General features: G+C 64.7%; 22 protein-coding genes. 13 read left to right on the top strand and 9 right to left on the bottom strand.

What is annotated here, in order from left to right:
- The first annotated feature begins 3 nt into the window (after positions 1-3).
- The 11 genes from algK to J5M58_RS09160 all read left to right on the top strand — a co-directional run bounded on the left by algK (position 4) and on the right by J5M58_RS09160 (position 13,683).
- Positions 4-1,431 carry an alginate biosynthesis TPR repeat lipoprotein AlgK gene (gene algK / locus J5M58_RS09210; protein ID WP_207877945.1) on the top strand — a complete coding sequence of 476 codons (1,428 nt, stop codon included), beginning with the start codon at positions 4-6 and terminating at the stop codon, positions 1,429-1,431.
- Complete coding sequence (locus J5M58_RS09205) at positions 1,428-2,906, top strand: alginate export family protein (RefSeq protein ID WP_207877943.1); 1,479 nt, start codon at positions 1,428-1,430, stop codon at positions 2,904-2,906. Before algK ends, J5M58_RS09205 begins: the two co-directional genes overlap by 4 nt.
- 22 nt (positions 2,907-2,928) lie before the next feature.
- The gene (gene algG / locus J5M58_RS09200) at positions 2,929-4,488 is read left to right on the top strand and encodes a mannuronan 5-epimerase AlgG (protein ID WP_207877941.1); all 1,560 of its coding nucleotides are present in this window, start codon (positions 2,929-2,931) and stop codon (positions 4,486-4,488) included.
- 13 nt (positions 4,489-4,501) lie between these two features.
- Complete coding sequence (locus J5M58_RS09195) at positions 4,502-5,944, top strand: alginate O-acetyltransferase (protein ID WP_112250239.1); 1,443 nt, start codon at positions 4,502-4,504, stop codon at positions 5,942-5,944.
- A gap of 7 nt (positions 5,945-5,951) precedes the next feature.
- Entirely contained in the window at positions 5,952-7,055 is a 1,104-nt protein-coding gene (locus tag J5M58_RS09190) for a mannuronate-specific alginate lyase (RefSeq protein WP_112250237.1), read from the top strand.
- A 182-nt stretch (positions 7,056-7,237) separates the two neighbouring features.
- The gene (locus J5M58_RS09185; RefSeq protein ID WP_112250235.1) at positions 7,238-8,695 is read left to right on the top strand and encodes an MBOAT family protein; all 1,458 of its coding nucleotides are present in this window, start codon (positions 7,238-7,240) and stop codon (positions 8,693-8,695) included.
- A 10-nt stretch (positions 8,696-8,705) separates the two neighbouring features.
- Positions 8,706-9,863 carry an alginate O-acetyltransferase gene (locus J5M58_RS09180; protein WP_207877938.1) on the top strand — a complete coding sequence of 386 codons (1,158 nt, stop codon included), beginning with the start codon at positions 8,706-8,708 and terminating at the stop codon, positions 9,861-9,863.
- 19 nt (positions 9,864-9,882) lie between these two features.
- Positions 9,883-10,530, top strand: a complete 648-nt coding sequence (locus tag J5M58_RS09175; protein ID WP_087500486.1) for an alginate O-acetyltransferase AlgF — start codon at positions 9,883-9,885, stop codon at positions 10,528-10,530.
- A 35-nt stretch (positions 10,531-10,565) separates the two neighbouring features.
- Entirely contained in the window at positions 10,566-12,020 is a 1,455-nt protein-coding gene (locus J5M58_RS09170) for a mannose-1-phosphate guanylyltransferase/mannose-6-phosphate isomerase (RefSeq protein ID WP_112250231.1), read from the top strand.
- Positions 12,021-12,255: 235 nt separating this feature from the next.
- On the top strand, positions 12,256-12,720 hold the full coding sequence (locus tag J5M58_RS09165; RefSeq protein ID WP_112250229.1) for a multidrug transporter: 465 nt from the start codon (positions 12,256-12,258) through the stop codon (positions 12,718-12,720).
- A gap of 150 nt (positions 12,721-12,870) precedes the next feature.
- Positions 12,871-13,683 (top strand): SDR family oxidoreductase, encoded by an 813-nt coding sequence (locus tag J5M58_RS09160; protein ID WP_207877936.1) that lies wholly within the window; start codon positions 12,871-12,873, stop codon positions 13,681-13,683.
- A 130-nt stretch (positions 13,684-13,813) separates the two neighbouring features.
- Here J5M58_RS09160 and J5M58_RS09155 read toward each other — a convergent pair whose 3' ends face one another.
- The 5 genes from J5M58_RS09155 to J5M58_RS09135 all read right to left on the bottom strand — a co-directional run bounded on the left by J5M58_RS09155 (position 13,814) and on the right by J5M58_RS09135 (position 19,969).
- Positions 13,814-14,608 (bottom strand): SDR family NAD(P)-dependent oxidoreductase, encoded by a 795-nt coding sequence (locus J5M58_RS09155; RefSeq protein ID WP_207877934.1) that lies wholly within the window; start codon positions 14,606-14,608, stop codon positions 13,814-13,816.
- 140 nt (positions 14,609-14,748) lie between these two features.
- Positions 14,749-16,197 carry an efflux transporter outer membrane subunit gene (locus tag J5M58_RS09150; RefSeq protein ID WP_112250224.1) on the bottom strand — a complete coding sequence of 483 codons (1,449 nt, stop codon included), beginning with the start codon at positions 16,195-16,197 and terminating at the stop codon, positions 14,749-14,751.
- Complete coding sequence (locus tag J5M58_RS09145) at positions 16,194-17,255, bottom strand: HlyD family secretion protein (RefSeq protein ID WP_112250223.1); 1,062 nt, start codon at positions 17,253-17,255, stop codon at positions 16,194-16,196. Before J5M58_RS09145 ends, J5M58_RS09150 begins: the two co-directional genes overlap by 4 nt.
- 28 nt (positions 17,256-17,283) lie before the next feature.
- Positions 17,284-18,825: an MFS transporter gene (locus J5M58_RS09140; RefSeq protein WP_112250222.1), complete on the bottom strand. Its 1,542-nt coding sequence runs from the start codon at positions 18,823-18,825 to the stop codon at positions 17,284-17,286.
- A gap of 235 nt (positions 18,826-19,060) precedes the next feature.
- Positions 19,061-19,969 carry a LysR family transcriptional regulator gene (locus J5M58_RS09135; RefSeq protein WP_112250221.1) on the bottom strand — a complete coding sequence of 303 codons (909 nt, stop codon included), beginning with the start codon at positions 19,967-19,969 and terminating at the stop codon, positions 19,061-19,063.
- A 271-nt stretch (positions 19,970-20,240) separates the two neighbouring features.
- Here J5M58_RS09135 and J5M58_RS09130 point away from each other — a divergent pair, with 271 nt between their 5' ends.
- Complete coding sequence (locus J5M58_RS09130; protein WP_207877933.1) at positions 20,241-20,690, top strand: universal stress protein; 450 nt, start codon at positions 20,241-20,243, stop codon at positions 20,688-20,690.
- A gap of 85 nt (positions 20,691-20,775) precedes the next feature.
- On the opposite strand, the gene J5M58_RS09125 is transcribed toward J5M58_RS09130, so the two are convergent.
- Genes J5M58_RS09125 through J5M58_RS09110 form a run of 4 tightly spaced genes read right to left on the bottom strand, consistent with a single transcriptional unit; the run spans position 20,776 to position 25,555 of the window.
- Entirely contained in the window at positions 20,776-21,636 is an 861-nt protein-coding gene (locus J5M58_RS09125; protein ID WP_112250220.1) for an HlyD family secretion protein, read from the bottom strand.
- A gap of 10 nt (positions 21,637-21,646) precedes the next feature.
- Positions 21,647-21,847, bottom strand: coding sequence for a DUF1656 domain-containing protein (locus tag J5M58_RS09120; protein ID WP_008097766.1), 201 nt, complete (start codon positions 21,845-21,847; stop codon positions 21,647-21,649).
- A 4-nt stretch (positions 21,848-21,851) separates the two neighbouring features.
- Positions 21,852-24,029 carry an FUSC family protein gene (locus J5M58_RS09115; protein WP_207877932.1) on the bottom strand — a complete coding sequence of 726 codons (2,178 nt, stop codon included), beginning with the start codon at positions 24,027-24,029 and terminating at the stop codon, positions 21,852-21,854.
- Positions 24,026-25,555: an efflux transporter outer membrane subunit gene (locus tag J5M58_RS09110; protein WP_207877930.1), complete on the bottom strand. Its 1,530-nt coding sequence runs from the start codon at positions 25,553-25,555 to the stop codon at positions 24,026-24,028. The genes J5M58_RS09115 and J5M58_RS09110 overlap by 4 nt, the downstream gene beginning before the upstream one ends.
- Before the next feature lie 191 nt (positions 25,556-25,746).
- Here J5M58_RS09110 and J5M58_RS09105 point away from each other — a divergent pair, with 191 nt between their 5' ends.
- Positions 25,747-26,694, top strand: coding sequence for a LysR family transcriptional regulator (locus tag J5M58_RS09105; protein ID WP_112250215.1), 948 nt, complete (start codon positions 25,747-25,749; stop codon positions 26,692-26,694).
- Positions 26,695-26,758: the final 64 nt, after the last annotated feature.

Genomic DNA, 26,758 nt, shown 5'->3' with positions numbered 1-26,758 from the left:
GACATGATTCCCCACAAGAAAAGCGCCAGCCTGGGCCTGTGTGCCCTGGCTGCAGCCATCACCCTGGCGGGCTGCGCAGGCCTGCCGGACCAGCGCCTGGCCAACGAAGCCATGAAGCGCGGTGACACGGCACTGGCCGAGCGCAACTACAAGGCGCTGGCCGACCTGGGCTACAGCGAAGCGCAAGTGGGCCTGGCCGACATCAAGGTCGCCACCCGCGATCCGGCGAAAATCAAGGAAGCCGAGGCCACCTACCGCGCCGCGGCCGCCATTTCGCCGCGTGCCCAGGCGCGCCTTGGCCGCCTGCTGGTGGCCAAGCCTGACAGCACCCAGGCCGAGCGCGAAGAAGCCGAGACCCTGCTCAAGCAAGCCGCCAAGCAGGGCGAAAGCAACACCCTGATCCCGCTGGCGATGCTCTACCTGAGCTACCCGCAGAGCTTCCCCAAGGTCAACGCGCAGCAGCAGATCGACCAGTGGCGCGCCGCCGGCAACCCGGAAGCGGGCCTGGCCCAGGTGCTGCTGTATCGCACCCAGGGCACCTACGACCAGCACCTGGGCGAAGTGGAGAAAATCTGCAAGGCCGCACTGAACACCACCGACATCTGCTACGTCGAACTGGCCACCGTGTACCAGAAGCGTGGCCAGGCCGACCAGCAGGCTGCCCTGCTTGGCCAGCTCAAGGCGGCCTACGCCCGTGGCGCAGTACCGGCCACCAGGGTCGACAGCGTTGCCCGGGTACTGGCTGACCGCAGCCTCGGCCAGACCGACGAGAAAACCGCCAAGGACCTGCTTGAACAGGTGGCCCCGGCCAACCCTGCGTCCTGGGTCAGCCTGGCGCAACTGGTGTACGACTTCCCCGAGCTGGGCGATACCGACCAGTTGATGGCCTACATCGACAAGGGCCGCGAAGCCGAGCAGCCACGCGCCGAACTGTTGCTGGGCCGCCTGTACTACGAAGGCAAGACCCTGCCTGCGGATGCGGCCAAAGCCGAACAACACCTGCAGGCCGCCGCCGACGCCGGCGAAGTCAGCGCCCATTACTACCTTGGCCAGCTGTACCGCCGCGGCTACCTGGGCAACGTCGAGCCGCAGAAGGCCGTCGACCACCTGCTGGCCGCCGCCCGTGGCGGGCAGAACAGCGCCGACTATGCCCTGGCCCAGCTGTTCAGCGAAGGCCACGGCATTCGCCCGCAACCGGGCAACGCCTGGGTATTCGCCCAGCTGGCCCAGGTCAACCCGACTCCGCAGTCCGCTGAACTGCTGCAGCAGCTCGACCAGCAACTCACGCCTGACCAGCGCAGCCAGGCGCAAACCCTGCTCGCGCAAGAGAAGCAGGCCCGCGGCAGCATGAGCCAGGGCGCCAACAGCACCCTGGCCATCGAAGCCCTGCAAGACGACGAAAAAGAAGTAACCGGTGAGGACTCGCTATGACGCTCAATCCCTTCGTGAAAGCCGGCATCGGCCTGAGCTTCGCCCTGCTGTGGTCTTGCCCGACCCTGGCGGAAATGACCGCTGAAAAGAACTTCGGCCTGGATGTGAAAATCACCGGCCAGTCGGAAGACGACCGTGACCTGGGCACCCGCTCCGGCGGCGACGTCAACGGCCTGGGTCTCGACCTGCGCCCCTGGGTATATGGCGAGCGTGGCAACTGGAGCGCCTATGCCATGGGCCAGGCTGTCACCGCGACCGACACCATCGAAACCGACACCCTGCGCCAGAACGACGACGGTACCAGCACCGACACCGCTGCCGACGGCCGTGAACAGGACAAGAGCTACCTGGCCATGCGTGAGTTCTGGGTCGGCTACAGCGGCCTCACCGCCTACCCCGGCGAGCAGCTGCGTTTCGGCCGCCAGCGCCTGCGCAGCGACGATGGCATGTGGCGTGACACCAACATCGAGGCGCTGAACTGGACCTTCGACACCACCCTGCTCAAGGCCGACCTGGGCGTGGCCCAGCGCTTCAGCGAATACCGCACCGACCTCACCGAGCTGGCCCCGGAAGACAAGGACCGCACGCACCTCTACGGCAACGTCTCCACGCAATGGACCCCTGGCCACTGGGTCGGCGTACGCGCCCACCACACCCACGACGGCGGCAGCCTGAAGAACCCGGGCGAAACCGTCGATGCGCTGGACAAGACCCGCACCGGCGACCTCACCTGGCTGGGCCTGGAAGCGAACAGCGACGCCTACAACTGGCGCAACGACCACACCGTCAACTACTGGGGCAGCGTCACCTGGCTGACCGGTGATCGCGACACTCTCAGCAGCCAGGTCGTCGGTGACGAAACCGTGGCCACCGGCAAGCAGAGCGGTGACGTCAACGCCTGGGCCACCGACCTCGGCATCCGCCTGCGCCTCGACCCGCAGTGGCAGGTCGGTGCGGCCTACGCCCGTGGCAGCGGCGGCGGTGGCGACGACGGTTCGAGCAACTACGAGCAGACCGGCCTCGAGAGCAACCGCTCCAACTACACCGGTACCCGTTCGCGCGTGCACCGCTTCGGTGAAGCCTTCCGCGGCGAGCTGGGCAACCTGCAGGCGGCCACCCTGTTCGCCTCCTGGCAGCTGCGCGACGACTACGACGCCAGCTTCATCTACCACAAGTTCTGGCGTGTCGATGGCAACCAGAACATCGGTTCCAGCGGCATCAACGCGGTGGTCAACGACAACGGTGTGAACCGCCCGCTGGTCGATGGCGAGAAGGACCTTGGCCAGGAAATGGACGTGGTCGTGACCAAGTACTTCAAGCAAGGCCTGCTGCCGGCTTCGATGAGCCAGGCCATCGACGAGCCATCTGCCCTGGTGCGCCTGCGCGCCGGCGTGTTCAAGCCGGGCGATGCTTACGGCAAGGAAGCGGACTCGTACATGCACCGCGCCTTCGTCGACGTGATCTGGCGCTTCTGAGGCCGGTAGAGGACTTACCGTTATGAACCTTCACCCGCACTTACGTCACAGCCTGTTGGCCAGCGCCTTGCTGCTGGCCAGCGGCCTGGTGGCTGCAGCAGAGCCCAAGGTGATCGCCAAGGAGCTGCAGCAGGCCAAGACCTACACGGTCTCCAGCGCACCGGTCGAGCCGCTGCACATGGACCCGCCGAAGCTGCCCGACCTGACCGGCTACACCGCCGAGGCGGTGCAGAAGAAAATCGACCGCCGCCACAAGGGCAAGGTCAGCCTGCGCCGCATGTTCCAGGAGGACACCCTCAAGGAATTCGTCGGCGGCGACAACAAGGCGGCCGAATGGGTCCAGCGCCAGCATGGCATTCCGCAGGCGATCTTCGTCGATGACGGCCATGTCGACCTGGTCGAACTGAGCAAGAAGGTACCCAAGCAGTACCTCAGCGAAGTCGAGCCGGGCGTCTACCTGGCGCGTCTGCCGATCGTGGTCGGGCAGAAGGGCATCCTCGAGATCGACGGCAAGGTCAAGCAGCTGCGCCTGTCCCAGGAAGGCGGTTCGTTCCTGGTCAACGACGGCAAGCTGTTCGTCACCGACACCCAGGTGACCGGCTGGAGAGAAAAGGACAACGGCCCGGCGACCTTCCGCTCGCCCAAGGAATTTCGCCCGTTCCTGTTGTCGTGGGGCGGCACCGAGACCTACATCGTCAACACCAAAATGGCCAGCTTCGGCTACGCCAAGTCCAAGTCGTACGGCGTGAGCATTTCGCAGTACACGCCGAACATGGCCAAGCGCATGGGCCGCCCGGAACCCACCGGCTGGATCATCGGTTCTGAATTCAGCGACATGTGGTACGGCTTCTACTGCTACGAAACCCAGGACTTCGTGGTCAAGGACAGCACCTACCGCGACAACATCGTCTACGGCATCGACCCGCACGACCGCTCGCACCGGCTGATCATCGCTGGCAACACGGTGTACGGCACCAAGAAGAAGCACGGCATCATCGTCTCGCGTGAAGTCAACGACAGCTGGATCATCAACAACAAGAGCTTCGACAACAAGCTCTCGGGCGTGGTGATCGACCGTAACAGCGTCAACAACCTGATTGCCTACAACGAGATCTACCGCAACCACACCGACGGTATCACCCTGTACGAAAGTGGCGACAACCTGATCTGGGGCAACAAGCTGATCAACAACCGCCGCCACGGCATCCGCGTGCGTAACAGCGTGAACATCCGCCTGTACGAAAACGTCGCCATGGCCAATGGCCTGGTCGGCGTGTACGGGCACATCAAGGACCTGTCCGACACCGACCGCGACATCGCCCTCGACCCGTTCGACACCAAGGTGTCGCTGATCCTGGTCGGTGGCGAACTGGCGGCCAACGGCTCCGGCCCCTTGTCCATCGACTCGCCGCTGTCGGTCGAGCTGTACAAGGTAAGCATGCTCGCCCCGCGCAAGGCCAGCGGCATCAGCCTCAACGGCATCCTCGGCGAACGCCAGGACGAAATCCTCGACCTGCTGGTACGCCAGCAAAAGGCTGTGCTGATCGACCCGGTCGAACGCCAGACCGAAATGATCGATTAAGGAAGCCCAGACCATGACTCCACATCTGATGAAACTGCTGGGCCTGTCCGCTGCCCTCCTGGCGATCAGCCAGGGCGTGCGCGCCGAAGACGTCAAGGCCCCTACCTTCAGCGCCGAGCCTTGCTGCCAGCTGTGCCCTGAAGCGCATGACGCCAGCCGCTACACCACCCGTTACCAGCAGAACTTCACCACGCTGGTGCAAGCCCAGGGCGACTGGCTGTTCCGTACCCGCGAAGACCTGCGCACCGAGTTCAATACCACCCCGGCCGGCTACAAGCGCTTGCAGCAAGTGCACGACGCGTTCAAGAAACGCGGCGTGGAACTGGTGGTGGTGTACCAGCCGACCCGTGGCCTGGTGAACCGCAACATGCTCAACCCGGCGGAAAAAGCCGCCTTCGACTACCAGAAAGCCCTGGGCAACTACCAGGCCATGCTCAAGCGCTTTGCCAGCATGGGCTACAACGTGCCCGACCTGTCGCCGCTGACCAACGAACAGCTGGCCGCTGCTGATCAGGGCAAGGACTTCTACTTCCGTGGCGACCAGCACTGGACGCCTTACGGCGCCGAGCGCGCGGCAAAGATCGTGGCCGATACCGTGCACAAGATGCCGGCCTTCGAAGGCATCCCGCGCAAGGAATTCGAAACGAAAAAGTCCGGGCGCATGGGCAAGACCGGCACCTTGCATAACGTCGCCGGCCAAATCTGTGGCACCAGCTACGCAGTTCAGTACATGGACCAGTTCGCCACCGAGCCGAAAGGCTCCGACGGTGGCGGTGACGACCTGTTCGGTGACGCCGGCAACGCGCAGATCACTTTGGTAGGTACCAGCCACAGCGGCAAGAACTACAACTTTGCGGGCTTCCTGCAACAGTACATTGGTGCCGATGTCCTGAACGTGGCCTTCCCTGGCGGTGGCCTGGAAGGCTCGATGATCCAGTATCTGGGCAGCGAGGAATTCCAGAAGAACCCGCCGAAGATCCTGATCTGGGAATTCTCTCCACTGTATCGCCTGGATCAGGAAACCATCTGGCGGCAAATCCTTGGCCTGCTCGACGACGGCTGCGATGACCGCCCGGCCCTGATGAGCGCCAGCGCCACCCTCAAGCCCGGCAAGAACGAGCTGATGGTCAACGGCAAGGGCGGTGTGATCAAAGACCTGATCAACCGCAACATGCAGATGGACGTCAAGTTCGAAGACCCGTCGGTCAAGGTGCTGCAGGCCACCCTCTGGTACCTCAACGGCCGCCATGAGGACATCAAGCTGGAAAAACCGGAAACCTCCGACACCGACGGGCGCTTCGTCTTCCAGATGCGCGAAGACGAGGACTGGGCCAGCCAGAGCCTGCTGGCGTTCGAGGTACAGGGGCCGGAAAGCGGTACCCAGAAAGTCGAAGCCAAGCTCTGCAAACGCAACAACTTCGCCGTGCCCGCGCAGACTGCGCAGGCCGGCCAGTGAGGCGACCATGATCCCGTTCAAGCGAATTTCCCGCCCCGCCCTGCTTGCCCTGGCGTTGTGCGGCGGTGCCGCGCACGCCGCGCTGGTACCGCCCCAGGGTTACTACGAGGGGATCGAAAAGCTCAAGACCGGCGACGGCAACTTCCGCTGCGAGGCTGCCCCCAAGCCGTACACCGGCGCCCTGCAGTTCCGCAGCAAGTACGAAGGCTCGGACAAGGCGCGGGCAACGCTCAATACCGACTCGGAAAAGGCCTTTCGCAAGTCCACCGAAGACATCACCACCCTTGAGAAAGGCGTGAGCAAGATGATCGGCCAGTACATGCGTGACGGCCGCCCGGCGCAGCTCGACTGCACCTTGGCCTGGCTGGGCAGCTGGGCCCGCGCCGATGCGCTGATGTCCACCGACTACAACCACACCGGCAAGTCGATGCGCAAATGGGCGCTGGGCAGCATGAGTGGTTCGTGGCTGCGCCTGAAATTCTCCAATTCGCAGCCGCTGGCCGCGCACCAGGCCGAGGCCGAGCTGATCGAAAAATGGTTCGCCCGCCTGGCCGAGCAAACCGTGCGCGACTGGAGCGACCTGCCACTGGAAAAGATCAACAACCACAGCTACTGGGCGGCCTGGGCGGTAATGGCCAGCGCCGTGGCCACCGACCGCCGCGACCTGTTCGACTGGGCCGTGAAGGAATACCGGGTTGGCGCCAACCAGGTCGACGAGCAGGGCTTCCTGCCCAACGAACTGAAGCGCAAGCAACGCGCCCTGGCCTACCACAACTACGCCCTGCCGCCGTTGGCGATGATCGCCAGCTTCGCCCAGGTCAATGGTGTGGATGTGCGCGGCGAGAACAATAACGCCCTGCAGCGCCTGGCGCAGCGGGTGCTGAACGGGTCGAAGGACCCCAGCGAGTTCAAAGCCCGCAATGGCGAGAAACAGGACATGAAAGACCTGAAGATCGACAGCAAGTACTCGTGGATGGAGCCCTACTGCAGCCTGTATGCGTGCAATGGCGACACCCTGCAACGCAAGCGCGGCATGCAACCGTTCAACAGCTTCCGGCTGGGCGGCGACCTGACCCGGGTCTATGACCCGAGCGCAGAATCGAAAAAGTAACGCAAAACCCCTGTGGGAGCGGGTTTACCCGCGAAAAGGCCAGACCTGCCATGTGCGGTGCCTGTGCCGGCCTCTTCGCGGGTAAACCCGCTCCCACAGGAATCTAGGTAGCCCGCCACGAACATGTGGGGGGTTTGGGGGGCGCTTTGCCCCGGATGCTGTGAACAAAAAGGAGAACCGGGATGGTCTTCTCGTCCAACGTGTTCCTGTTCCTGTTCTTGCCGATCTTCCTCGGCCTGTACTACTTGAGCGGGCAACGTTATCGCAACCTGCTGCTGCTGGTCGCCAGCTACATCTTCTACGCCTGGTGGCGGGTGGACTTCCTGGCGCTGTTCGCCGGGGTCACCCTGTGGAACTACTGGATCGGCCTGAAAGTCGGCGCCGCCGGTGTACGCACCAAGCCCGCGCAGCGCTGGCTGCTGCTCGGCGTCGGTGTCGACCTGGCGATCCTCGGCTACTTCAAGTACGCCAACTTCGGCGTCGACAGCCTGAACGCGATCATTTCCTCGTTCGGCCTGGAGCCGTTCATCCTCACCCACGTGCTGCTGCCGATCGGTATCTCGTTCTATATCTTCGAGTCGATCAGCTACATCATCGATGTGTACCGCGGCGACACCCCGGCCACCCGCAACCTGATCGACTTCGCGGCGTTCGTGGCGATCTTCCCGCACCTGATCGCCGGCCCCGTGCTGCGCTTCAAGGACCTGGTCGACCAGTTCAACAACCGCACCCACACCTTGGACAAGTTCTCCGAAGGCTGCACCCGCTTCATGCAGGGCTTCATCAAGAAAGTGTTCATCGCCGATACCCTGGCGGTAGTGGCCGACCACTGCTTCGCCCTGCAGAACCCGACCACCGGGGATGCCTGGCTCGGCGCCCTGGCCTACACCGCGCAGCTGTACTTCGACTTCAGCGGCTACAGCGACATGGCCATCGGCCTGGGCCTGATGATGGGCTTCCGCTTCATGGAGAACTTCAAGCAGCCGTACATCAGCCAGTCGATCACCGAGTTCTGGCGGCGCTGGCACATCAGCCTGTCGACCTGGCTGCGCGATTACCTGTACATCACCCTGGGCGGTAACCGCAAAGGCACCTTCAACACCTATCGCAACCTGTTCCTTACCATGCTGCTGGGTGGCCTGTGGCACGGCGCCAACTTCACCTACATCATCTGGGGTGCCTGGCACGGCATGTGGCTGGCAATCGAGCGCGCGCTGGGCCTGGACACCAACCCGCAGCGCTTCAACCCGGTGAAGTGGGCCTTTACCTTCCTGCTGGTGGTGGTCGGCTGGGTGATCTTCCGCGCCGAGAACCTGGAAGTGGCCGGTCGCATGTACGGCGCCATGTTCAGCTTCGGCGACTGGCAGCTGTCGGAACTCAACCGCGCCCAGCTCACCGGCCTGCAGATAGCCACCCTGGTGGTCGCCTACATCACCCTGGCGTTCTTCGGCCTGCGCGATTTCTACCGCAACGCCCGGCCAACGCCCAAGGCCACCCCGGTGGAGATCAACAGCGACGGTTCGATCGGCCTGGACTGGACCCGGGTGATGACCCGCGCCCTGGTGCTGCTGCTGTTCGTGGCCTCGATCCTCAAGCTTTCGGCGCAGAGCTATTCGCCGTTCCTTTACTTCCAGTTCTGAGGTTGATGACATGACCCGGACATTACGCATTACCTATTCGCTGTCGTTCCTGGGCCTGCTGGTGGGCATGGGCGTCTGGTCCACCGGTGGCCTGCAAAGCTTCCAGCGTACCGAGCAGATGACCCTGCTCAACGGCAAGCTGGCCAAGGCCGCCGAGACCCATTACGACGAGCAGTTCCCGATCAAGCGCCTGGGCACCAACCTGTGGGCGGCAATGGACTTCAAGCTGTTCAACGAAGGCCGCCCCGGCGTGGTGCTGGGCCGCGACCAGTGGCTGTTCAGTGACGAAGAGTTCAAGCCCACCGCCGGTGCCGAGCAGCTGATGCAGGAAAACCTGGCGCTGATCCGTGGCGTGCGTGACACCCTGCAGCAGCACGGCAGCCAGCTGGTGCTGGCGATCGTGCCAGCCAAGGCGCGGGTGTACGCCGAGTACCTGGGCAAGGAGCTGCCGACCAGCCTGCATGACGACCTGTACAACCAGTTCCATGCCCAGGCACGCCAGGCCAACGTGTTCGCCCCGGACCTGATGGCCCCCATGGAGCAGGCCAAGGCCCGCGGCCAGGTGTTCCTGCGCACCGACACCCACTGGACGCCGATGGGCGCCGAAGTGGCGGCGCAGGCACTGGCTGAAGCAGTCAGCCGCCAGAGCCTGCTCAACGGCGACCCGCAGGCGTTCATCACCGAAGCCGGCAGCACCGCGCCATACAAGGGCGACCTGACCAACTTCCTGCCACTGGACCCGCTGTTCAGCAACCTGCTGCCGGCCCCGGACAACCTGCAGGAGCGCACCACTCGCCCGGTAGAAGCCGAAGGTGAAGCCGGTGACGCACTGTTCGCCGACACGCAGATCCCGGTTGCACTGGTGGGCACCAGCTACAGCGCCAACCCGCACTGGAACTTCCTCGGCGCGCTGCAGCAGGCCCTGCGCAGCGACGTGGCCAACTACGCCGAAGACGGCCATGGCCCGCTACTGCCGATGCTCAAGTACCTGCAAAGCGATGCCTTCAAGAATGCCGCACCCCAGGTGGTGGTGTGGGAATTCCCCGAACGTTATCTGCCAATGAAGAACGACCTCAGCAGCTTCGACCCGCAGTGGATCGCGCAGCTGAAGAACTCCCGTAAATCCGAAGAAAACCTGGCCTTGTCGTCCACCCGGACGAACCATTGATAAAGAGAGGAACACGCAAATGACTACCAAGACTTCCATTGCCAAAGCCCTCACCCTCGCGGCCGGCCTGTCCCTGGCCTCGATGCAGGCCTTCGCCGGCGCCGACGCCGCGCTGTACGGCCCGAGCGCACCGAAAGGCTCGACCTTCGTGCGCCTGTACAACGCCTCCAGCGCACCGACCGCAGCGTCGGTCGGCAACACCCAGATCAAGCAGGTTGGCGCCCAGGCCAGCAGCGACTTCAGCTTCCTGCCAGGGGGTGACTACACCGCCCAGGTCGGCGGCAAAAGCGTGCCGGTCAAGCTGGCTGCGGACAAGTACTACACCTTGGTCAACAGCGCCAGCGGCAACCCGCAGCTGATCGAAGAGCCGCCGTTCAAGAACAAGCAGAAAGCCCTGGTTCGCGTGCAGAACCTGAGCGACCAACAACTGACCCTGAAGACCGCCGACGGCAAGACCGAAGTGGTCAAGCCGGTGGCCGCCAACGGCCGTGGCGAACGCGAAATCAACCCGGTCAAGGTCAACCTGGCGCTGTACCAAGGAGACAAGAAAGTGGGTGACGTGAAACCCGTCGCCCTGGAGCGCGGCGAAGCCGCAGTGCTGTACGTAACGGGTTCCGGCAACGCCTTGTCGCCGGTGTGGGTAACTCGCCCCGTGGCTAGCAACTGATTCCCCTGCCTCTCAACGACTATTGGAGAAACATGATGATCCCGGTAATTCTTTCTGGTGGTAGCGGTTCCCGTCTGTGGCCTCTGTCGCGCAAGCAGTTCCCCAAACAGTTCCTGGCCCTGACCAGTGAACACACACTGTTCCAGCAAACCCTCGAGCGCCTGGTATTCGAAGGCATGGAGACGCCGATCGTGGTCTGCAACAAGGACCACAAGTTCATCGTCCAGGAGCAACTGGCCGCGCTGAAGCTGGAAACCCAAGGCATCCTGATGGAACCGTTCGGCCGCAACACCGCGCCGGCCGTGGCCATGGCTGCCATGAAGCTGGTCAACGAAGGCCGCGACGAGCTGATGCTGGTGCTGCCCGCCGACCACGTGATCGATGACCAGAAGGCCCTGCAACGCGCCCTGGCCCTGGCCACCGTGGCCGCCGAGCGCGGCGAGATGGTGCTGTTCGGCGTGCCGGCGACCAAGCCGGAAACCGGCTACGGCTACATCCGTTCCAGCCAGGACGCCCTGCTGCCTGAAGGCGTGGCGCGCGTGGCACAGTTCGTCGAGAAGCCCGACGAAAAACGCGCCGCCGAGTTCGTCCAGGCCGGTGGCTACTTCTGGAACAGCGGCATGTTCCTGTTCCGTGCCAGCCGCTTCCTCGAAGAGTTGAAGAAGCACGACGGCGACATCTACGACACCTGCGTACTGGCGCTGGAGCGCAGCCAGGAAGACGGTGATGTGCTGAGCATCGACGAAGCCACCTTCGCCTGCTGCCCGGACAACTCCATCGACTACGCGGTGATGGAAAAGACCCAGCGCGCCTGCGTGGTGCCGATGTCGGCCGGCTGGAGCGACGTGGGCTGCTGGTCGTCGCTGTGGGAAGTGCACGAGAAGGACGACAACGGCAACGTCACCAAGGGCGACGTGGTGGTGCAGGACAGCCACAACTGCATGATCCACGGCAACGGCAAGCTGGTGTCGGTGATTGGCCTGGAGAACATCGTGGTGGTCGAGACCAAGGACGCCATGATGATTGCCCACAAGGACAAGGTCCAAGGCGTCAAGCAGATGGTCAAGACCCTCGACGAGCAGGGCCGCAGCGAAACCCAGAACCACCTGGAAGTGTATCGCCCGTGGGGCTCGTACGACTCGGTGGACATGGGCGGCCGCTTCCAGGTCAAGCACATCACCGTCAAGCCAGGTGCCAGCCTGTCGCTGCAGATGCACCACCACCGCGCCGAGCACTGGATTGTGGTGTCCGGCACCGCCGAGGTTACCTGTGACGAGAACGTGTTCCTGCTGACCGAGAACCAGTCGACCTACATCCCGATCGCGTCGGTGCACCGCCTGCGCAACCCGGGCAAGATCCCGCTGGAGATCATCGAAGTACAGTCCGGCAGCTATCTGGGCGAGGATGATATCGAGCGGTTCGAGGATGTGTACGGCCGTACCTCCACGCCGATCGAGCGTGGTGTTTCGGTGAAGACCATCGCGCAGTAAGCAAGACCCGGGGGCCGCTTCGCGGCCCATCGCCGGCAAGCCAGCTCCCACAAGTACCGCGCAGAACTCAGGAATGTGCGATCCCTGTGGGAGCTGGCTTGCCGGCGATGGGCTGCGTAGCAGCCCTGTCAGCGCTATCTGACAGGCATTACGACAAAGCCCTCCCCGCTTTTGAGCCCACTCCCATTTCGGGCTACGATGGTCAGACCCCGCGCAATCAAGGTCTGCCCGCCCCATGATCATCGGTGCCTTCCTCATCCTCACCTGGCTGGTGCTGCTGTTGCGCTACCCGGCCAAGGCCCTGCCGATCTCGCTGGCTGCCGTTTGTGGCCTGGGCCTGGTGGCCCTGTTCGTGGTCTGGCAGGACACCCGCGAAACCTCGCAACTGGCCCGCCTGGACCTGCGCCTGACGTATGCCCCCGAACACTGCCCTGCCGACCGAGCCCTGCAAGCAAGCGTAAGGAACGGCAACGAAGTGCCGCTCACCGAATTGCGCTGGCGGGTGGCGGCGTATGCGCCGGGCGATACCGTGAACCTGGCGGAGAACACCTACAACGCCCCGCGCTACCGCGGACCGGGTGAGTTGCAGCCAGGGGCGGAGTGGAAAGACTGCCTGCCACTGCCGCCACTACGCTCCGGGTACCGGCCGCAGACTCTGGAGTTTCGCGCAGAGCACCTGCAAGGTACGTTTGCCAACTAATGTATCGCCTGTGCCGGCCTCTTCGCGGGCTCGCCCGCTCCCACCGATACTCCAAAGCCCTCAGATTCTGTGGGGACTCTGTGGGAGCGGGTTCACCCGCGAATAGGCCAACACAGGAAAAAACCAATCCCCTGACAACAGGCCCCAACCATGCCCACCGTCCTTATCACCGGTTGTTCCAGCGGCATCGGCCGCGCCCTGGCCGACGCCTTCCGAGATGCCGGCCACCATGTCTGGGCCACCGCCCGCAAACCTGAGGATGTCGAGCAACTGAACGCCGCCGGCTTCACTGCCCGGCAACTGGATGTGAACGATAGCGAAGCGCTGGACCGCCTGGCCGAGGAACTGGAAAACCTCGATATCCTGATCAACAACGCCGGCTACGGCGCCATGGGCCCGCTGCTCGATGGCGGTGTGGATGCCCTGCGCCAGCAGTTCGAAACCAACGTATTCGCCGTGGTCGGCGTTACCCGCGCATTGTTTCCACTGCTTCGCCGCTCACGGGGCCTGGTGGTGAACATCGGCAGCGTATCAGGCGTGCTGGTCACCCCGTTCGCCGGCGCCTACTGCGCCTCGAAAGCAGCCGTGCATGCCCTGAGCGATGCCTTGCGCCTGGAGCTGGCGCCATTTGGTGTGCAGGTAATGGAAGTGCAGCCAGGAGCGATTGCCTCGCAGTTCGCCAGCAATGCCCAGCGCCAGGCCGAGCAGGTGCTGGCGGCGGATTCGGCATGGTGGCCGTTGCGCGAGCATGTGCAGGCACGGGCGCGGGCATCGCAGGACAAGCCGACCTCGGCGGCGGTGTTTGCCCAAGGCGTGTTGGCGGCGGTCGGGAGGTCGCCGGTGCCGGCGGTGGTGCGGTTGGGGAATGGCAGCACGGCGTTGCCGTTGATGGCCCGGCTACTGCCGCGGCGGGTGCTGGATTGGGCGTTGCGCAAGCGGTTTGGATTAATGCGCCCGCTCTGATTGATTGGTTGCCTGTGCTGGCCTCTTCGCGGGTAAACCCGCCCCCACAGGTACCCCACAGAGTTTGACACCTGTGCGATCCCTGTGGGAGCGGGTTTACCCGCGAAGAGGCCGGTACAGGCAAACCAGATCAGGCAATGGAACGCAGCACGCCGCCGTCAACCCGCAAGGCAGCCCCGGTAGTGGCACTGGCCTGCATCGACGCCAGATACACCACCATGTTCGCCACCTCCTCCACCGTCGCCAGCCGCTTGATCAGCGAGGTCGGCCGGTGCTCCGCCAGGAAGTTGGCTTCCAGCTCTGCAGTCGACACCCCCTGCTCCTCGGCCAGCTTGGCAAAGAAGTCGCCCACACCTTCCGAACGTGTAGGCCCCGGCAACACCGCATTCACCGTCACCCCTGTGCCTGCCAGGGTCTCGGCCAGCCCGCGCGACACCGCCAGCAACGCCGTCTTGGTCATGCCGTAATGAATCATCTCGGTCGGGATCTGCAGCGCCGACTCACTGGACAGGAATACCACCCGTCCCCAATTGCGCTCGGCCATGCCTTGGGCATAGTGGCGCGACAGGCGAACCGCACTGAGCACATTGACGTCGAAGAAACGCTGCCAGTCCTCATCCTCGATCTCGAAGAACGGCTTGGGCTCGAAGATGCCCAAGTTGTTGACCAGGATGTCGGTATGCGGCACCTGGTCGAACAGCGTCTGCGCCCCGGCCTGGGTACCCAGGTCGGCAGCGATGCCGATGATGCGCGCCTGTGGCAGACGCTCGCGCACAACTTTGAGGGCTTCGTCGACCCGGGCCTGGGTACGACCGTTGAGGACCACTTCGGCCCCCGCCTCGGCCAGGCCGATGGCGATGGCCAGGCCGATGCCCGCGGTGGAGCCGCTGACGATGGCGCGCTTGCCGTTCAGGGAAATGTGCATCTGTGCCTCCTCGTCTGTCTGGGAAATCGCAGGGGTCTGCTTTGCAGCCCATCGCCGGCAAGCCAGCTCCCACAGGAATGCCAGCGCTGTACCTGTGGGAGCTGGCTTGCCGGCGATGGGCCGCAACGCGGCCCCCGTCTTTATGCTTTCGCTGGCTGCTCATCAAACGCCTGCCAGCCACCACCCAGAGCCTTGTACAGCCCCACCAACGCCTGCGACACCGCCGCCGAACTGTCGATCCACTGCTCCTCGCTGGCCAGCAGGGCACCCTGCACCGTCAGCACATTGAGAAAGTCCACCGCCCCTTCCACATACTGGCGCTGGGCAGTTTCCAGGGCGATGCGGTTCTGCCGCACCGCCTCGGCCAAATGGTCGCGGCGCAACTGGCTGGCGTTGTACAGGCGTAGCACATCGTCGATTTCATGCCAGGCCCCCAGCACCACCTTGCGGTAGTTCAGCGCCGCTTCCTGCTGCTGCGCCTCGCGCAGTTCCAGGGTGCCCTTGAGCCGGCCACCCTCGAAGATCGGCAGCGACAGCTGCGGCCCGAAGGCGAAGCGGCGCGAATCCCAGGCGCCGAAATCGGACAGCTGCATGGCCTGGAACCCGACACTGCCCGACAGCCGGATGCTGGGGTAGAAGTCGGCCTTGGCCACGCCAATGCTGGCGGTGGCGGCATGCAGGCGGGCCTCGGCCTGGCGAATGTCCGGGCGGCGTTCGGCCAGTTCGGACGGCAGGCCAATGGCGAACTTCTGCTGCGGCGCAGGCAGTTCGCCGCCCTGCAGCAACTCGGCCTGCAGGCTGCGCGGCGGTTCGGCGGCGAGCAGGCTGAGGGCGTTGATCAAGTCATCGCGCCGCGCTTCCAGGCTTGGCAGGCGCGACTCGATCGAGGCGACCTGGGCACTGGCCTGGGCCACGTCCAGGCGCGTGGCGACCCCTTCGGCCTGGCGGTTCTCGGACAACTTCAGGCTGTGCTGGGCGACCTTGAGGTTGTCGCGGGTCACATCGATGGTGTGCTGCACGGCGCGCAGCTGGATGTAGTTGCCGGCGGTTTCCGAAAGCAATGCCAGCAGCACGCCGCGGCGGTCGTTCTCGGCCACTTCGACCGTGGCATCGGCAGCTTCGACCTGGCGCCGCACACGGCCCCACAGGTCCAGCTCCCAACCGGCCACCAAGTCGCCCTGCCAGAGGTTGAAAGCTTGCTTGCCCGCCTTGCCGGACGGGTCACTCAGGCCTTCGGCGCTGTTGCGCGCGCGGCTGTAGCCGGCGTTCACGTCCACCGCTGGTACTTCGTCGGCAGCCACGGTGCTGCGCAGGGCGCGGCTTTGCAGCAGGCGGGCACTGGCCATCTGCAGGTCGAGGTTGCGCTCGGCTACACGCTGGATCAAGGCACTCAGGCGGGCGTCGTGGAAGCTCTCCCACCAGCGCAGTTCCAGCGGTTCGGCCTGCGGCTGGCTGGCCGCCGCCTCGCCTTGCAGCGGCGCCCACTGTTGCGGTGCCTGGCTGTCAGGGCGCTGGAAGTCTGGGCCCAGGGTGCAGCCAGCCATCAACACGGCCAGCAGCAACGGGCTCAAGCGTAATGCCGGTTTCATCGTGCGCTTACCTCTTTGCCGTCCAGCTTGTCGCCACGGGTGTCGATGGTCGCTTCCACCGACATGCCCACGCGCAGGCGGGCAAGCAGCGGCTGGCCGTCATCGAAAACGATCTTCACCGGAATGCGCTGCACCACCTTGGTGAAATTGCCGGTGGCGTTATCCGGCTTGACCGCGGCGAAGGTCACGCCGGTGGCCGGGGCGATGCTTTCCACATGGCCTTGCAGCTTCTCACCGGCAAAGGTGTCGACGCTGATGCTCACGGCCTGGCCAGGCTGTACGTGGGTCAGCTGGGTTTCCTGGAAGTTGCCGACCACATAGGCTTGTTGCAACGGCACCACCGACAGCAGGCGGGCGCCCGGGTTGACGTAGGCACCGACACGCAAGGCGCGCTCGCCGACCATGCCGTCCACGGGCGCGGTGATGCGGGTATAGGACAGATCGAGCTGGGCCTTTTCCAGCCCCGCCTCTGCCCGCTTCAACTGCCCGTCGGCACTGGCCACCTGGGCGGTAAGGATATCCACCTGCTTGCGCGCCGCTACCAGTGCCGCCTGGGCATTGGCCAGGCGTGCGCGGGCCTGGTCGACCCCGCTGCGCGCCTGCTGGGCGTTCTGCACGGTGCCGGCACCCTGCTCGGCCAGGCGGCTGTAGCGGTTGACCTCATGATCAGCGAACGCTGCTTCGGCCTGGGCTGCTTTCACTGCAGCCTCAGCCTGGGCAATCAGCGACGCCTGGCGCTCGAGGGTGGCGCGGGCATCGGCGCTTTGCGCCTGGGCCACCAGCAACTGCGCCTGCGCGGCATCCAGCGCGGCCTGGTAGTCACGGGCATCGATGGTCGCCAGCAACTGGCCGGCCTTGACCTGCTGGTTGTCCTCCACCAGCACCTCCTTGATGAAGCCGGCGACCTTGGGCGCGACCACGGTGTAGTCGGCGACTACATAGGCGTCGTTGGTGCTCTGGCGGTGGTCGCTGCCGAACATCCAGGGGCCGACGATGCCGGCCAGGACAGCCACGGCAAGCACCGAGCCGATGAACAGGGTTTTGCGGTTGTTGGTCATTTCAGTGGTTCTCGAATTCATCCAGGGTTCAGGCCACCGCGCGCGGCGGATAGACCCGGGTAGGCACGAAAGGAATCAGGCAGATCAGGGCCACGGCAATGCAGGCCATGACCAGGTAGAGGTCGGCTGAGGTCAGCACCAGCGCCTGGTCGTGGATGCGCCTGGCCAGGCCGGCTGCGTTACCGTCGACCAGCGGGGCGTTGCCCAGGCTGTCCACCAGGTGGTTGGAATGAAAGTGCCGGCGCAGGGTGCCAAGGGCGTCCAGCAGGCCACCGGCGATCACCGCGGCCAGGCCCTTGACGGTGTTGAACCAGCTGGAGGCGAACGGGCCTTCCTGCGGGGTCATGCCGTTGGTGGACAGCATCAGCAGCGGCAGCACTGCCATTGGCTGGCCGAACACCTGCAGCAGGTAGAACGGGTAGAAGTCGCCACGGATCCACTCGCTGGTCAGCAGGCTGCTGCCGACACAGGACACCGCCAGCATCGCCAGGCCGATGCCCAGCACCCAACGGCAGTCCACCGCGCGGATGTTGCACAGCGCCGCCGTCAGCGGCAGGGCGATCAGCTGGGGCATGGCTACCAGCATCATCAGCGGGCTGGTCTGCGCCGGCCGGTAGCCCTGGATCTGCGCCAGGTAGGCCGACGGAATGCTGCCCACGCCCGAGAGCACGATCAGCACGCCGGCCAGCGTCACCAGGGCGAAACTCAGGTTGCGCCGCGACAGCATGCGCAACTGGAAGAACGGCAGCGGCTCGGACCATTCGTTGTACATAAACAGCACCAGCAACAGCAGGCCACCGCCAAGCAGCCAGCAGATCAGTGGCGAATCGAACCAGCCCCAGCGGTCACCCAGCGACAGGCCCAACACGATGCAGCTGATGGCGGGCAGGCCGAGCAGCACGCCGCGCCAGTCGAACTGCTTGAAGCGCTCCAGGCGCAGCGGGTCCTGCGGCAGGCCCCAGCCGACACAGAACATGGCCAGCAGCGAGGGCAGGATGATCTGCCAGAATGCCCACTGCCAGCCGACGTATTCGGTCCACAGCCCTGCCAGCGGCGTGCCGAGGTTGGGGCCGAAGGTGGCGGTGAGGGCATAGCAGGCCAGGCCATATACCTTGATGCCCGGTGGCAGGAAGCGCAGGGCCACGCTCATCAACATCGGTGGCAAGGCGCCAGAGGCGAAGCCCTGGAGTACACGCAGCAGCATCAGGCTGTGCAGGTTGGGGGCGAACGGTTGCAGCAGGCCGAGCACGGCGAACAGGCCGATGGCGCTCATGGTGAAGCGCCGCAGCGAGAACGTGGTGGCCAGCCATGGCGCGAAAGCCATGGCCGAGACCGAGGCGGCGCTGTAGACCGCCAGCAGCCAGGCGCCTTCGTCGGCGCCAATGCCCATGGCCCCACGGATATCGGCCAGGGAGATCTTGGTTACCGACTCGTTGAGGCCCGCGCACAACACGGCCAGCAGCACACCGAACAGCCCGACCACTACCTGCAGGCCGAACGCAGTCTGCGCAGGCGCGGCCGGCGCGGGCGCGGCGGCAACCACAGCAGACGGGGCGGACAGGGAACTCATGGGCAGACATCTCCAGCAACAATTTGCGACTGGAGCAAGTCTAAGAAGGTCGAATGCTGACGAAAACTGACTTATCGGTAGGTTTATGTTGCGTCAGGCGCAATCCAGAGTAATACCGCATCGCCCTCTTCGCGGGTAAACCCGCTCCCTCAGGTACAGAGCCTCTCTCAAGACCTGTGATATCCCTGTGGGAGCGGGTTCACCCGCGAAAAGGCCGGCCCAGGCAGACCATCACTCAAGGGTCGACACTGCAGCAAGCCTTCAGGGTCTGCCGCAACCACCGATGCGCCGGGTCATTGTGAAACCGTGGGTGCCATGCCTGCAGTACGGTCACCCGCTCCAGCGGCACCGGGATCTCGAACGAGCGCAGCGGCAGCCCGAGCTTGTGCACGCTGTTGAGGATGTTGGCCGGCATCGGCAGGATCAGGTCGGAATCCGGTAACGAGAACAGCGCCGAGTGGAAACTCGGGGTGATCAGCGCCACCCGCCGCTGCACCTTGAAGTTGGCCAGTTCCACATCGATCGGCCCATTGGCCCGTCCACGACGGGACACGCTGATCTGTGGATAACTGGCAAAACTGTGCGGCGTGATCGGCTGCTCGAAAATCGGGTGGTCGCGCCGCGCCAGCCCCACGTAGTAGGTCTGGAACAGGCTCTGCACCTTGATCTCCGGCCCCAGGTCCACGGTCGAACTGATGATCAGGTCGGTACGCCCGTCGCGCAGCACGCTGTCATCATCACCGCCGGGGCTTTCCGGCACGAAGCGCAGCACCGTGCGCGGTGCCTGCTCGTGCATGCGCCGCAGCAGCTGCGCGCCGTACAGGGCGATGAACAGGTCGTTGGTGCGGATGTTGAAGGCCCGGTCAAGCTTGGGCAGGTCGACTTCGTCGGCACTGCGGAACACCTCGCCCGCCTGTTCCACCAACGCGGCCACCTGCTCACGCAGCGCCAGCGCCCGCGGTGTCGGCACCAGGCCGCGACCGGCGCGCACCAGGATCGGGTCACCCAATGCATCGCGGATACGCCCCAGGGTCCGGCTCATCGCCGCCGGGCTGAGGTTCATGCGCTGCGCCGCGCCGACCACGCTGCCTTCATCGAGCAGGGCGTCGAGGGCGACGAGCAGGTTCATGTCCGGGAGTTGCATGGCTGTTTTCCGTTACAGCTGTGGGGAATGGCGATGGTAGCAGGTTGGTGGAATGCACCAGACGCAATGCGCTCGTGCGTGGTGGGGCATTTATCCTGAGGGTGGGTTGAGCCAAGAATGAGGAACGGCAGGTTCGGCCTCTTCGCGGGTGAACCCGCTCCCACAGAGACTGCACAGATTCTGAATATTGTGGCGCACCTGTGGGAGCGGGTTTACCCGCGAAGAGGCCAGAACAGACAACCCCTCAGCCAGCCTGGAACAAGGATTCCACATGCCCAGCCCCGTCCTGATCGCCATCGATGCCTCCCCTGCATCCACCGCCCTGCTCACCCTCGCCCGCCGCTACTGCCGCCCCGACGAGCACGAACTGCACGTGCTGCTGACCATCGACTCTACCTTCGCCGTCCACGACCAGCCCGCGCCCTACACCGCCGAGGAACTGGAAGAATACCCCGCCGCCTGCGAAGAGCAGCACCAGGCCGACCAGGCCGTGGCCAAGGCGGTGCGCGAGCTGCAGCAAGCCGGCTTCGCCAGCCAGGGCTGCATGGTAGCCGGGCAGCCGGTCGAGGCGATCGTGGCCAAGGCGCAGGAACTGAATTGCGAACTGATCATCATGGGCCACCGCCACCTGTCGCGGCTGGGGCGGTTGCTGGACCCGTCGATCAGCGCCAAGGTGATTGATCGGGTGAAGGTGCCAGTGTTGGTAGGGGCTGCGAGCTAACTGCTCTGCGAGAAGTGTTCATTGCTCCTGGCCTCTTCGCGGGCAGCCCGCGAAGAGGCCAGGAGCCGCACTTCCTCACCCCGGCTCATCCCTCGCTCGGCTTCACCACCACCGTACAAGTCGTACCCGCCGCCAGCAAGAACCCGTCCGGCACTTCATCGATATGAATGCGCACCGGCACCCGCTGCGCCAGCCGCACCCAGTTGAAGGTCGGGTTCACATCCGCGATCAATTCGCGGCTCTGCGGGTTGTCGCGGTCGTAGATGCCGCGGGCGATGCTTTCCACATGGCCCCTGATTCGCTCGCCGCTCATCATCTGCAGCTCGGCCTGGTCGCCCACCTTCACATGCGGCAACTTGGTCTCCTCGAAGAACCCGTATACCCAGAACGAATTCTCGTCGACCACCGCCATCACCGCTTCACCGGTACGCGCATAGTCACCCTTGTGGATATTCAGGTTGGTCACGTAGCCGTCCACCGTGGCCACGATATGCGTGCGCTTGAGGTTCAGCTCGGCCGCCGCCAGTTCGGCAAGGGCCTGCTGGTAATCCGCCTGGGCGGAGTTGGCGATGTTGCTGGCGTCGTCGCGGTTTTCCTTGGAGATCACCAGGTTGTCCATGTCGGCACGGCGCTTGGCGTTGACCTTGCGCATCTCCCAGGTGGCCTTGCGCGATGCAACCTGCGCCTTGGCCTGGTCCACCGCCAGCTGGTAGTGCTCAGGGTCGATCTGGATCAGCAGGTCGCCCTTCTTCACCCGCTGGTTGTCCTTGACCGGCACGTCCATCACATAGCCAGGCACGTCAGCAGCGACGTTGATGATGTCTGCACGCACACGGCCGTCGCGGGTCCATGGCGTGGTCATGTAGTGCAGCCACAACTGGCGACCGATCACCACGGCAGCGGCAAGCACCAACAGGGTGGCGACCAGGCTGAAGAACTTTTTCATCGAAGGATTCTCACCAGTAGAGCGACAGCGCCAGGGCGCCGAACAGGCAGACGAACAGGCTCAGACGCAGCAGCGCCGGGTGCCAGAAGAAGCGGTAGCCATCATGGCTGGCAATGAACCGGTCCAGGCCCCAGGCCAGGCCCAGGGCGAACAGGAACATCAAGGTCATGGTGGGCATGTACACGCCATGGAAGGCGATTTCACGGGGCATGGTTTCACGGAGCATCGTGCAGTCCTTTCGCCGGTGCCAACGGCGACTGTGGGTCGAGCAGGGAAGAACGGATGAAGTGCAGGTAGCTTTGTGCGCGGCGCAGCACCGACGTGTCGAAGTGGCGGGCGAAGGGCTCGTCGGTGGCCTGCACGCGGGCGATGGCGTGGTCCACGGCCACCAGCGCGCGTTCGTGGTTGCTGGCGCTGGGCTGCAGGAACAGCCGGGCCAGGGCACGGCCCATCACGCGGATTGCCTGGCGCCAGGGCTGCGATTCGGCGTAGGCCGGGTGCACCGGCGCACGGGCCTGCTCCTTGCGCAGCTCGATGATGGCATGGCCGATTTCCAGCACGGTGAACATCCAGCCCATCAACTGGCTCTGTACTTGCGGCTTGCCGGCTGCCAGGCCATAAGCCTGGTGCAGCAGGTCGCGGGTGCGGCTTTCGAAGGCCGTGCCGATGCCGCGCAGGCGGCCGCTGATGGCGAACAGCACCTGCTCGCGCAGCTCCTGCTCCAGGCGGCTCCACAGCCAGCGGCTGTTGGGCGGCAGGATGATCGCACCGGCAGCGGCACAGACGAACATGCCGATGACCATGCCGATGTAGTCGTTGATGAAGGTGTACGGGTCATACACGGTGAGGTTGTTCGGCACCGAACCGATGGCGAAGAACACCAGCAGGCCGATGCCGTAGCCGGCGTAGGCCGGCCGTGACGAAAGGAACGCGCCCAGCACGAACACCGGCGCCAGCACCATGCACAGCAGCGGGAAACCGTCGATCCAGGGGAACACGAAGAAGGTTTCGAAGAAGCCGACGAAGGCACCGATCGCCGTGCCGCAGGCCATCTGGAACGACATGCGCTTGGGGTTCGGCGAGGCCGCCGACAGGCCCACGGTGACGGTGGCGATCAGGGTCATCATGGCGCCGCTGGGCCAGTCGCTGAACAGCCAGTAGCTGCCCAGCAGCAACAGCACCGCCGAGGCGCGCACACCGGCGGCCAACGATACCAGCCAGCTGGTCTGCGCCACGTAGGGCTCATCCCACTGTTCGCGTTCGTGCCGGTGCGCGGCCAGCGAGGCGTGGGTTTCGGCGTAGCTGTACATCTCGTCGACGAAGCGGTAGAGCAGCTCGAAGGCGGTGTGGAAGTCGAGCAGGTCGGACTCGCTCGGCTCGGTTGCCAGGTACTCGGCGCGCAGGCCGCGCACCTGTGCCTGCAGGCCTTCTTTGTAGGCGGCCAGCTCCAGGGTCAGGCGCAGCGCATCGGCGTCGGTCAGCGCCCGGCCCACATAGGGCTGCAACAGCTCCACCAGGGTGTTCAGGCCCGGCTCGATCGCGCCGACGATCTGCAGCGGGCTGCGGGCGCGCAAGCGCTCCAGCAAACGGTGCAGGGCATTGAAGCGCGTGGTGATGGCCATGAACTCGCCGTTCATGCGCACCAGGCGACCAGAGCGCCGGCGCATGTGCGGGTCTTCGAAAGCGGTGACGTTGCGCAGGCTCTCCAGGCCCACTGCTTCAGCGACGAAGCGCACGTTGCTGCTCTCGAAACGGTCCCGCTGGCTTTCGCCGCGCAGGGCCTCGACAACCACCCCGGCGAACACGCCAAAGCGCTGGTACAAAGCGTTGCGCATGGCGGCACTGGCCGACTGCGGCAGGATCGCAGCGCTGACGAAGGTCGACACCAGAATGCCCAGGGCGATTTCCAGTACTCGCCATACCGCCGCCATGAACGCCTGGTCAGGGTGCTCCAGCACCGGCAGGCCGATCATTGCCGCGGTGTAGCCGGCCAGCACGAAACCATAGGCGCGGAAGGTGCGGTAGCGCATGGCTCCGGCCGAGCACAGGCCTACCCACAGGGCCAGGCTGGGCAGGAACAGCTCGGTGTTTTGCGGGAAGATGGCAATCAGCGCCACCATCATCGCCGAACCGGCCAGGGTGCCGAGCACCCGGTAGAAGCTCTTGGCGAACACATGCCCGCTTTGCGGCTGCATGACGATGAACACGGTGATCATCGCCGTGCGTGGTTGCGGCAGCTCCAGGCGCATGGCCAGCCACAGAGTGATGAACGCAGCGGCCAGCACCTTGAAGATGTACACCCAGGTCACCCCGTCGGTGCGCGCCCAGGCAAAGAAGCCCCGGCGCCATTCCAGGCTCTGCAGCCAGCGCACGGGCAAACTGGAAGTGCTCATTCGGCGTTATCCGGCTTCTTGTCGAAAATGGCCAGGGTGGCCGGGGTTTTCGGTGCGGCCTGGCGCTCCTCTTTCGGCACGTCCTGACCCGCCTGCAAGCCGCCGCCCAGGGCGGTGACCAGCTCGGCATGGGCAATCAGGCGGTTGGCCTGCACCTGCTGTTGCACCTGCTGCTGGCGGAACAACAAGGTCTGGGCGTTGAGTACGTTGAGGTAGTCGGTAAGGCCACGCTGGAACGCGACCATGGCGATGTCGTAGGTTTTCTGCGCGGCCGCGACCGATTCGGCGGCGAAGTGCGACTGCTCCTTCATCGACTCACGGCGGATCAGCTGGTCGGAGATGTTCTTTAGCGCACCGACAACGGTCTGGTTGTAGCGCGCCACGGCCACGTCATAGCCCGCCGAGGCCACGCCGAGCTGCGAGCGCAGGCGGCCACCGTCGAAGATCGGCAGGCTGATGGCCGGGCCGACGTTGTAGTTGAACTTGCGCCCGGTGAGGAATTCCAGCGGGCCACCACCGGTTGCCATGAAGCCAAGGCTGCCGACCAGGTCTACGTTGGGAAAGAAGCCGGCGTGGGCTACATCGATGCCACGCGCCTGGGCAGCTACCTGCCAACGGCTGGCAACCACATCGGGGCGCTGGCCGACCAGTTCGGCCGGCAGGTTCGACGGCAGTTTCAGCGGCGCGGCCAGGGCCAGGCTCGGGCGCTGCAACTGCGCACCCTCCCCCGGGCCCTTGCCGGCCAGGGCGGCCAGCTGGTTGCGGGCCAGGGCAATTTCTTCGTCGAGGCTGTCGAGCTGGCGGTGGGTTTCCGGCAGCGGTGCTTCGGCCTGGCTGACCTCGAAGTGGGTGCCGATACCGGCATCCAGGCGGCGCTTGGCCAGGGCAAGGATCTGCTCCTGCTGTTCCAGCTCGGCCTTGACGATGTCGCGCTGGGCAAAATGCAGGCTCAGCTGGATGTAGGCGCGCACCACGTTGTTCTGCAGCTCCAGCTGCGCCTGGCGGGCTTCGGCCACGCTCATGTGCGCCTGGTCCACGGCCTGCTCGCTGGCGTTGCGTTCGCGGCCCCACAGGTCGAGCGCATAGCTGAAGCCAATTGCGGCGTTGTTGTCCCAGGTATTGGCGCCGGACAGCGCGCCCGGGCCGTAGAACTGGTCCTCAGGCCAGTTGTGGCGCTTGAGCGTGGCCTGGCCGTTGGCCTGGAGCTTTTCCGCCGACTCGACCACGCCGGCCATGGCCTTGGCTTCGCGTACCCGCGCTGCAGCCATGGCCAGGCTCGGGCTGCCAGCCACGGCCAGGGCAACCCAGCGGTCCAGCTGCGGGTCGCCATAGGCGCGCCACCATTGCTGATCGGGCCAATGGGCGTCGGTCGCGGCTTCGCGTATGGCCGCGTCGGTGGTCAGGGTGTTGGCTTGCAGCGTCTTGCTTTGCGGGGCGATGCCCCAGGTTCCGATACAGCCGCTCAGGGCGAGGGCAAGGGCACAGGCACTGAACGCATTGAGCGTTCTGATGATGCGACGCGGCACAGCTGCGATTTCCCGAGGAAGAGGTGAAGAGGCCGGGCAATTCTAGGGGGCGGCAGCACTGGCGATAAGCGTGGATTCCTGCGAATCTTTGTTACCAAAACAGCGATAATCCGCCTTTGGTCGAAGGCAACTTTTCATCTCTTTTACGTTACTTCGTGACACAATTTTGTCCTCTACATCGAGAGTGACCCATGGACACCCTGCAAAACATGCGTGCTTTCAGTTGCGTAGCCCAACTCGGCAGCTTCACCGCTGCCGCCGGGCAGCTGGATACGACCACCGCGAACGTGTCGCGGGCGGTCTCCAATCTGGAAGCCCATCTGCAAACAAGGCTGCTCAACCGTACCACCCGCCGCATTGCGCTGACCGAAGCCGGCAAGCGCTACCTGATGCGTTGCGAACAGATTCTTACCTATGTCGAAGAAGCCGAGGCCGAGGCCAGCGACGCCCATGCCCGCCCGGCCGGGCAACTGAAGGTGCACTCGATGACCGGGGTCGGCCAGCACTTCGTGGTCGACGCCATCGCACGCTACCGCGAATCACACCCGGACGTGACCTTCGACCTGACCATGGCCAACCGCGTGCCCGACCTGCTCGACGAGGGCTATGACGTGTCCATCGTGCTGGCCACCGAACTGCCCGATTCGGGGTTCGTGTCCCAGCGCCTGGGCATCACCTACAGCATCGTCTGCGCCTCGCCTGCCTACATCGCCCGCCACGGCGTGGCGCACAAGCCTGCCGACCTTCTCAAGCACGCCTGCCTGCGCATGGTCAGCCCGGTGATCCCGTTGGAGAAATGGCTGTTCGACGGGCCGGAAGGCCAGGAAATGGTCAACATCACCAGCTCGCCGTTCATGGTCAATACTGCCGATGCCATGAAGACTGCGATCCGTAGCGGCATGGGCGTAGGCGTGCTGCCGATCTATTCGGCCATCGAAGGCCTGCGCGATGGCAGCCTGGTGCGGGTACTGCCCGAGTACCGGCTGCAGGAGCTGAACCTGTACGCCATCTACCCGTCGCGGCAGTACCTGGATGCCAAGATCAAGACCTGGGTGGAGTACCTGCGCAACTCGCTGCCAGAGATTCTGGCGGCCCATGAGGCGGACCTGAAAACCCATCAGGTGATGATCGCCAACTAAAAAGCTGCTGCATTGCGGGGGCGGACAATGGTAGGTTGCTAACCATTGCCGGCCTCTTCGCGGG

It is taken from the genome of Pseudomonas sp. 32_A (genome assembly GCF_017490905.1).
GTDB classification, from domain to species: Bacteria; Pseudomonadota; Gammaproteobacteria; order Pseudomonadales; family Pseudomonadaceae; genus Aquipseudomonas; species Aquipseudomonas inefficax.
Note: the sequence above shows the minus strand (reverse complement) of the source record. Positions and strands in the feature narration are given on the sequence as shown.

Coding starts and splice junctions, on each gene's coding strand:
- J5M58_RS09160 (WP_207877936.1), top strand. CDS start 12,871: ATGCCCACCGTCCTTATCACCGGTTGTTCCAGCGGCATCGGCCGCGCC.
- J5M58_RS09205 (WP_207877943.1), top strand. CDS start 1,428: ATGACGCTCAATCCCTTCGTGAAAGCCGGCATCGGCCTGAGCTTCGCC.
- J5M58_RS09155 (WP_207877934.1), bottom strand. CDS start 14,608: ATGCACATTTCCCTGAACGGCAAGCGCGCCATCGTCAGCGGCTCCACC.
- J5M58_RS09105 (WP_112250215.1), top strand. CDS start 25,747: ATGGACACCCTGCAAAACATGCGTGCTTTCAGTTGCGTAGCCCAACTC.
- J5M58_RS09130 (WP_207877933.1), top strand. CDS start 20,241: ATGCCCAGCCCCGTCCTGATCGCCATCGATGCCTCCCCTGCATCCACC.
- J5M58_RS09190 (WP_112250237.1), top strand. CDS start 5,952: ATGATCCCGTTCAAGCGAATTTCCCGCCCCGCCCTGCTTGCCCTGGCG.
- J5M58_RS09145 (WP_112250223.1), bottom strand. CDS start 17,255: ATGACCAACAACCGCAAAACCCTGTTCATCGGCTCGGTGCTTGCCGTG.
- J5M58_RS09135 (WP_112250221.1), bottom strand. CDS start 19,969: ATGCAACTCCCGGACATGAACCTGCTCGTCGCCCTCGACGCCCTGCTC.
- algK (WP_207877945.1), top strand. CDS start 4: ATGATTCCCCACAAGAAAAGCGCCAGCCTGGGCCTGTGTGCCCTGGCT.
- J5M58_RS09150 (WP_112250224.1), bottom strand. CDS start 16,197: ATGAAACCGGCATTACGCTTGAGCCCGTTGCTGCTGGCCGTGTTGATG.
- J5M58_RS09115 (WP_207877932.1), bottom strand. CDS start 24,029: ATGAGCACTTCCAGTTTGCCCGTGCGCTGGCTGCAGAGCCTGGAATGG.
- J5M58_RS09195 (WP_112250239.1), top strand. CDS start 4,502: ATGACTCCACATCTGATGAAACTGCTGGGCCTGTCCGCTGCCCTCCTG.
- J5M58_RS09120 (WP_008097766.1), bottom strand. CDS start 21,847: ATGCCCCGTGAAATCGCCTTCCATGGCGTGTACATGCCCACCATGACC.
- algG (WP_207877941.1), top strand. CDS start 2,929: ATGAACCTTCACCCGCACTTACGTCACAGCCTGTTGGCCAGCGCCTTG.
- J5M58_RS09175 (WP_087500486.1), top strand. CDS start 9,883: ATGACTACCAAGACTTCCATTGCCAAAGCCCTCACCCTCGCGGCCGGC.
- J5M58_RS09140 (WP_112250222.1), bottom strand. CDS start 18,825: ATGAGTTCCCTGTCCGCCCCGTCTGCTGTGGTTGCCGCCGCGCCCGCG.
- J5M58_RS09165 (WP_112250229.1), top strand. CDS start 12,256: ATGATCATCGGTGCCTTCCTCATCCTCACCTGGCTGGTGCTGCTGTTG.
- J5M58_RS09185 (WP_112250235.1), top strand. CDS start 7,238: ATGGTCTTCTCGTCCAACGTGTTCCTGTTCCTGTTCTTGCCGATCTTC.
- J5M58_RS09180 (WP_207877938.1), top strand. CDS start 8,706: ATGACCCGGACATTACGCATTACCTATTCGCTGTCGTTCCTGGGCCTG.
- J5M58_RS09125 (WP_112250220.1), bottom strand. CDS start 21,636: ATGAAAAAGTTCTTCAGCCTGGTCGCCACCCTGTTGGTGCTTGCCGCT.
- J5M58_RS09170 (WP_112250231.1), top strand. CDS start 10,566: ATGATCCCGGTAATTCTTTCTGGTGGTAGCGGTTCCCGTCTGTGGCCT.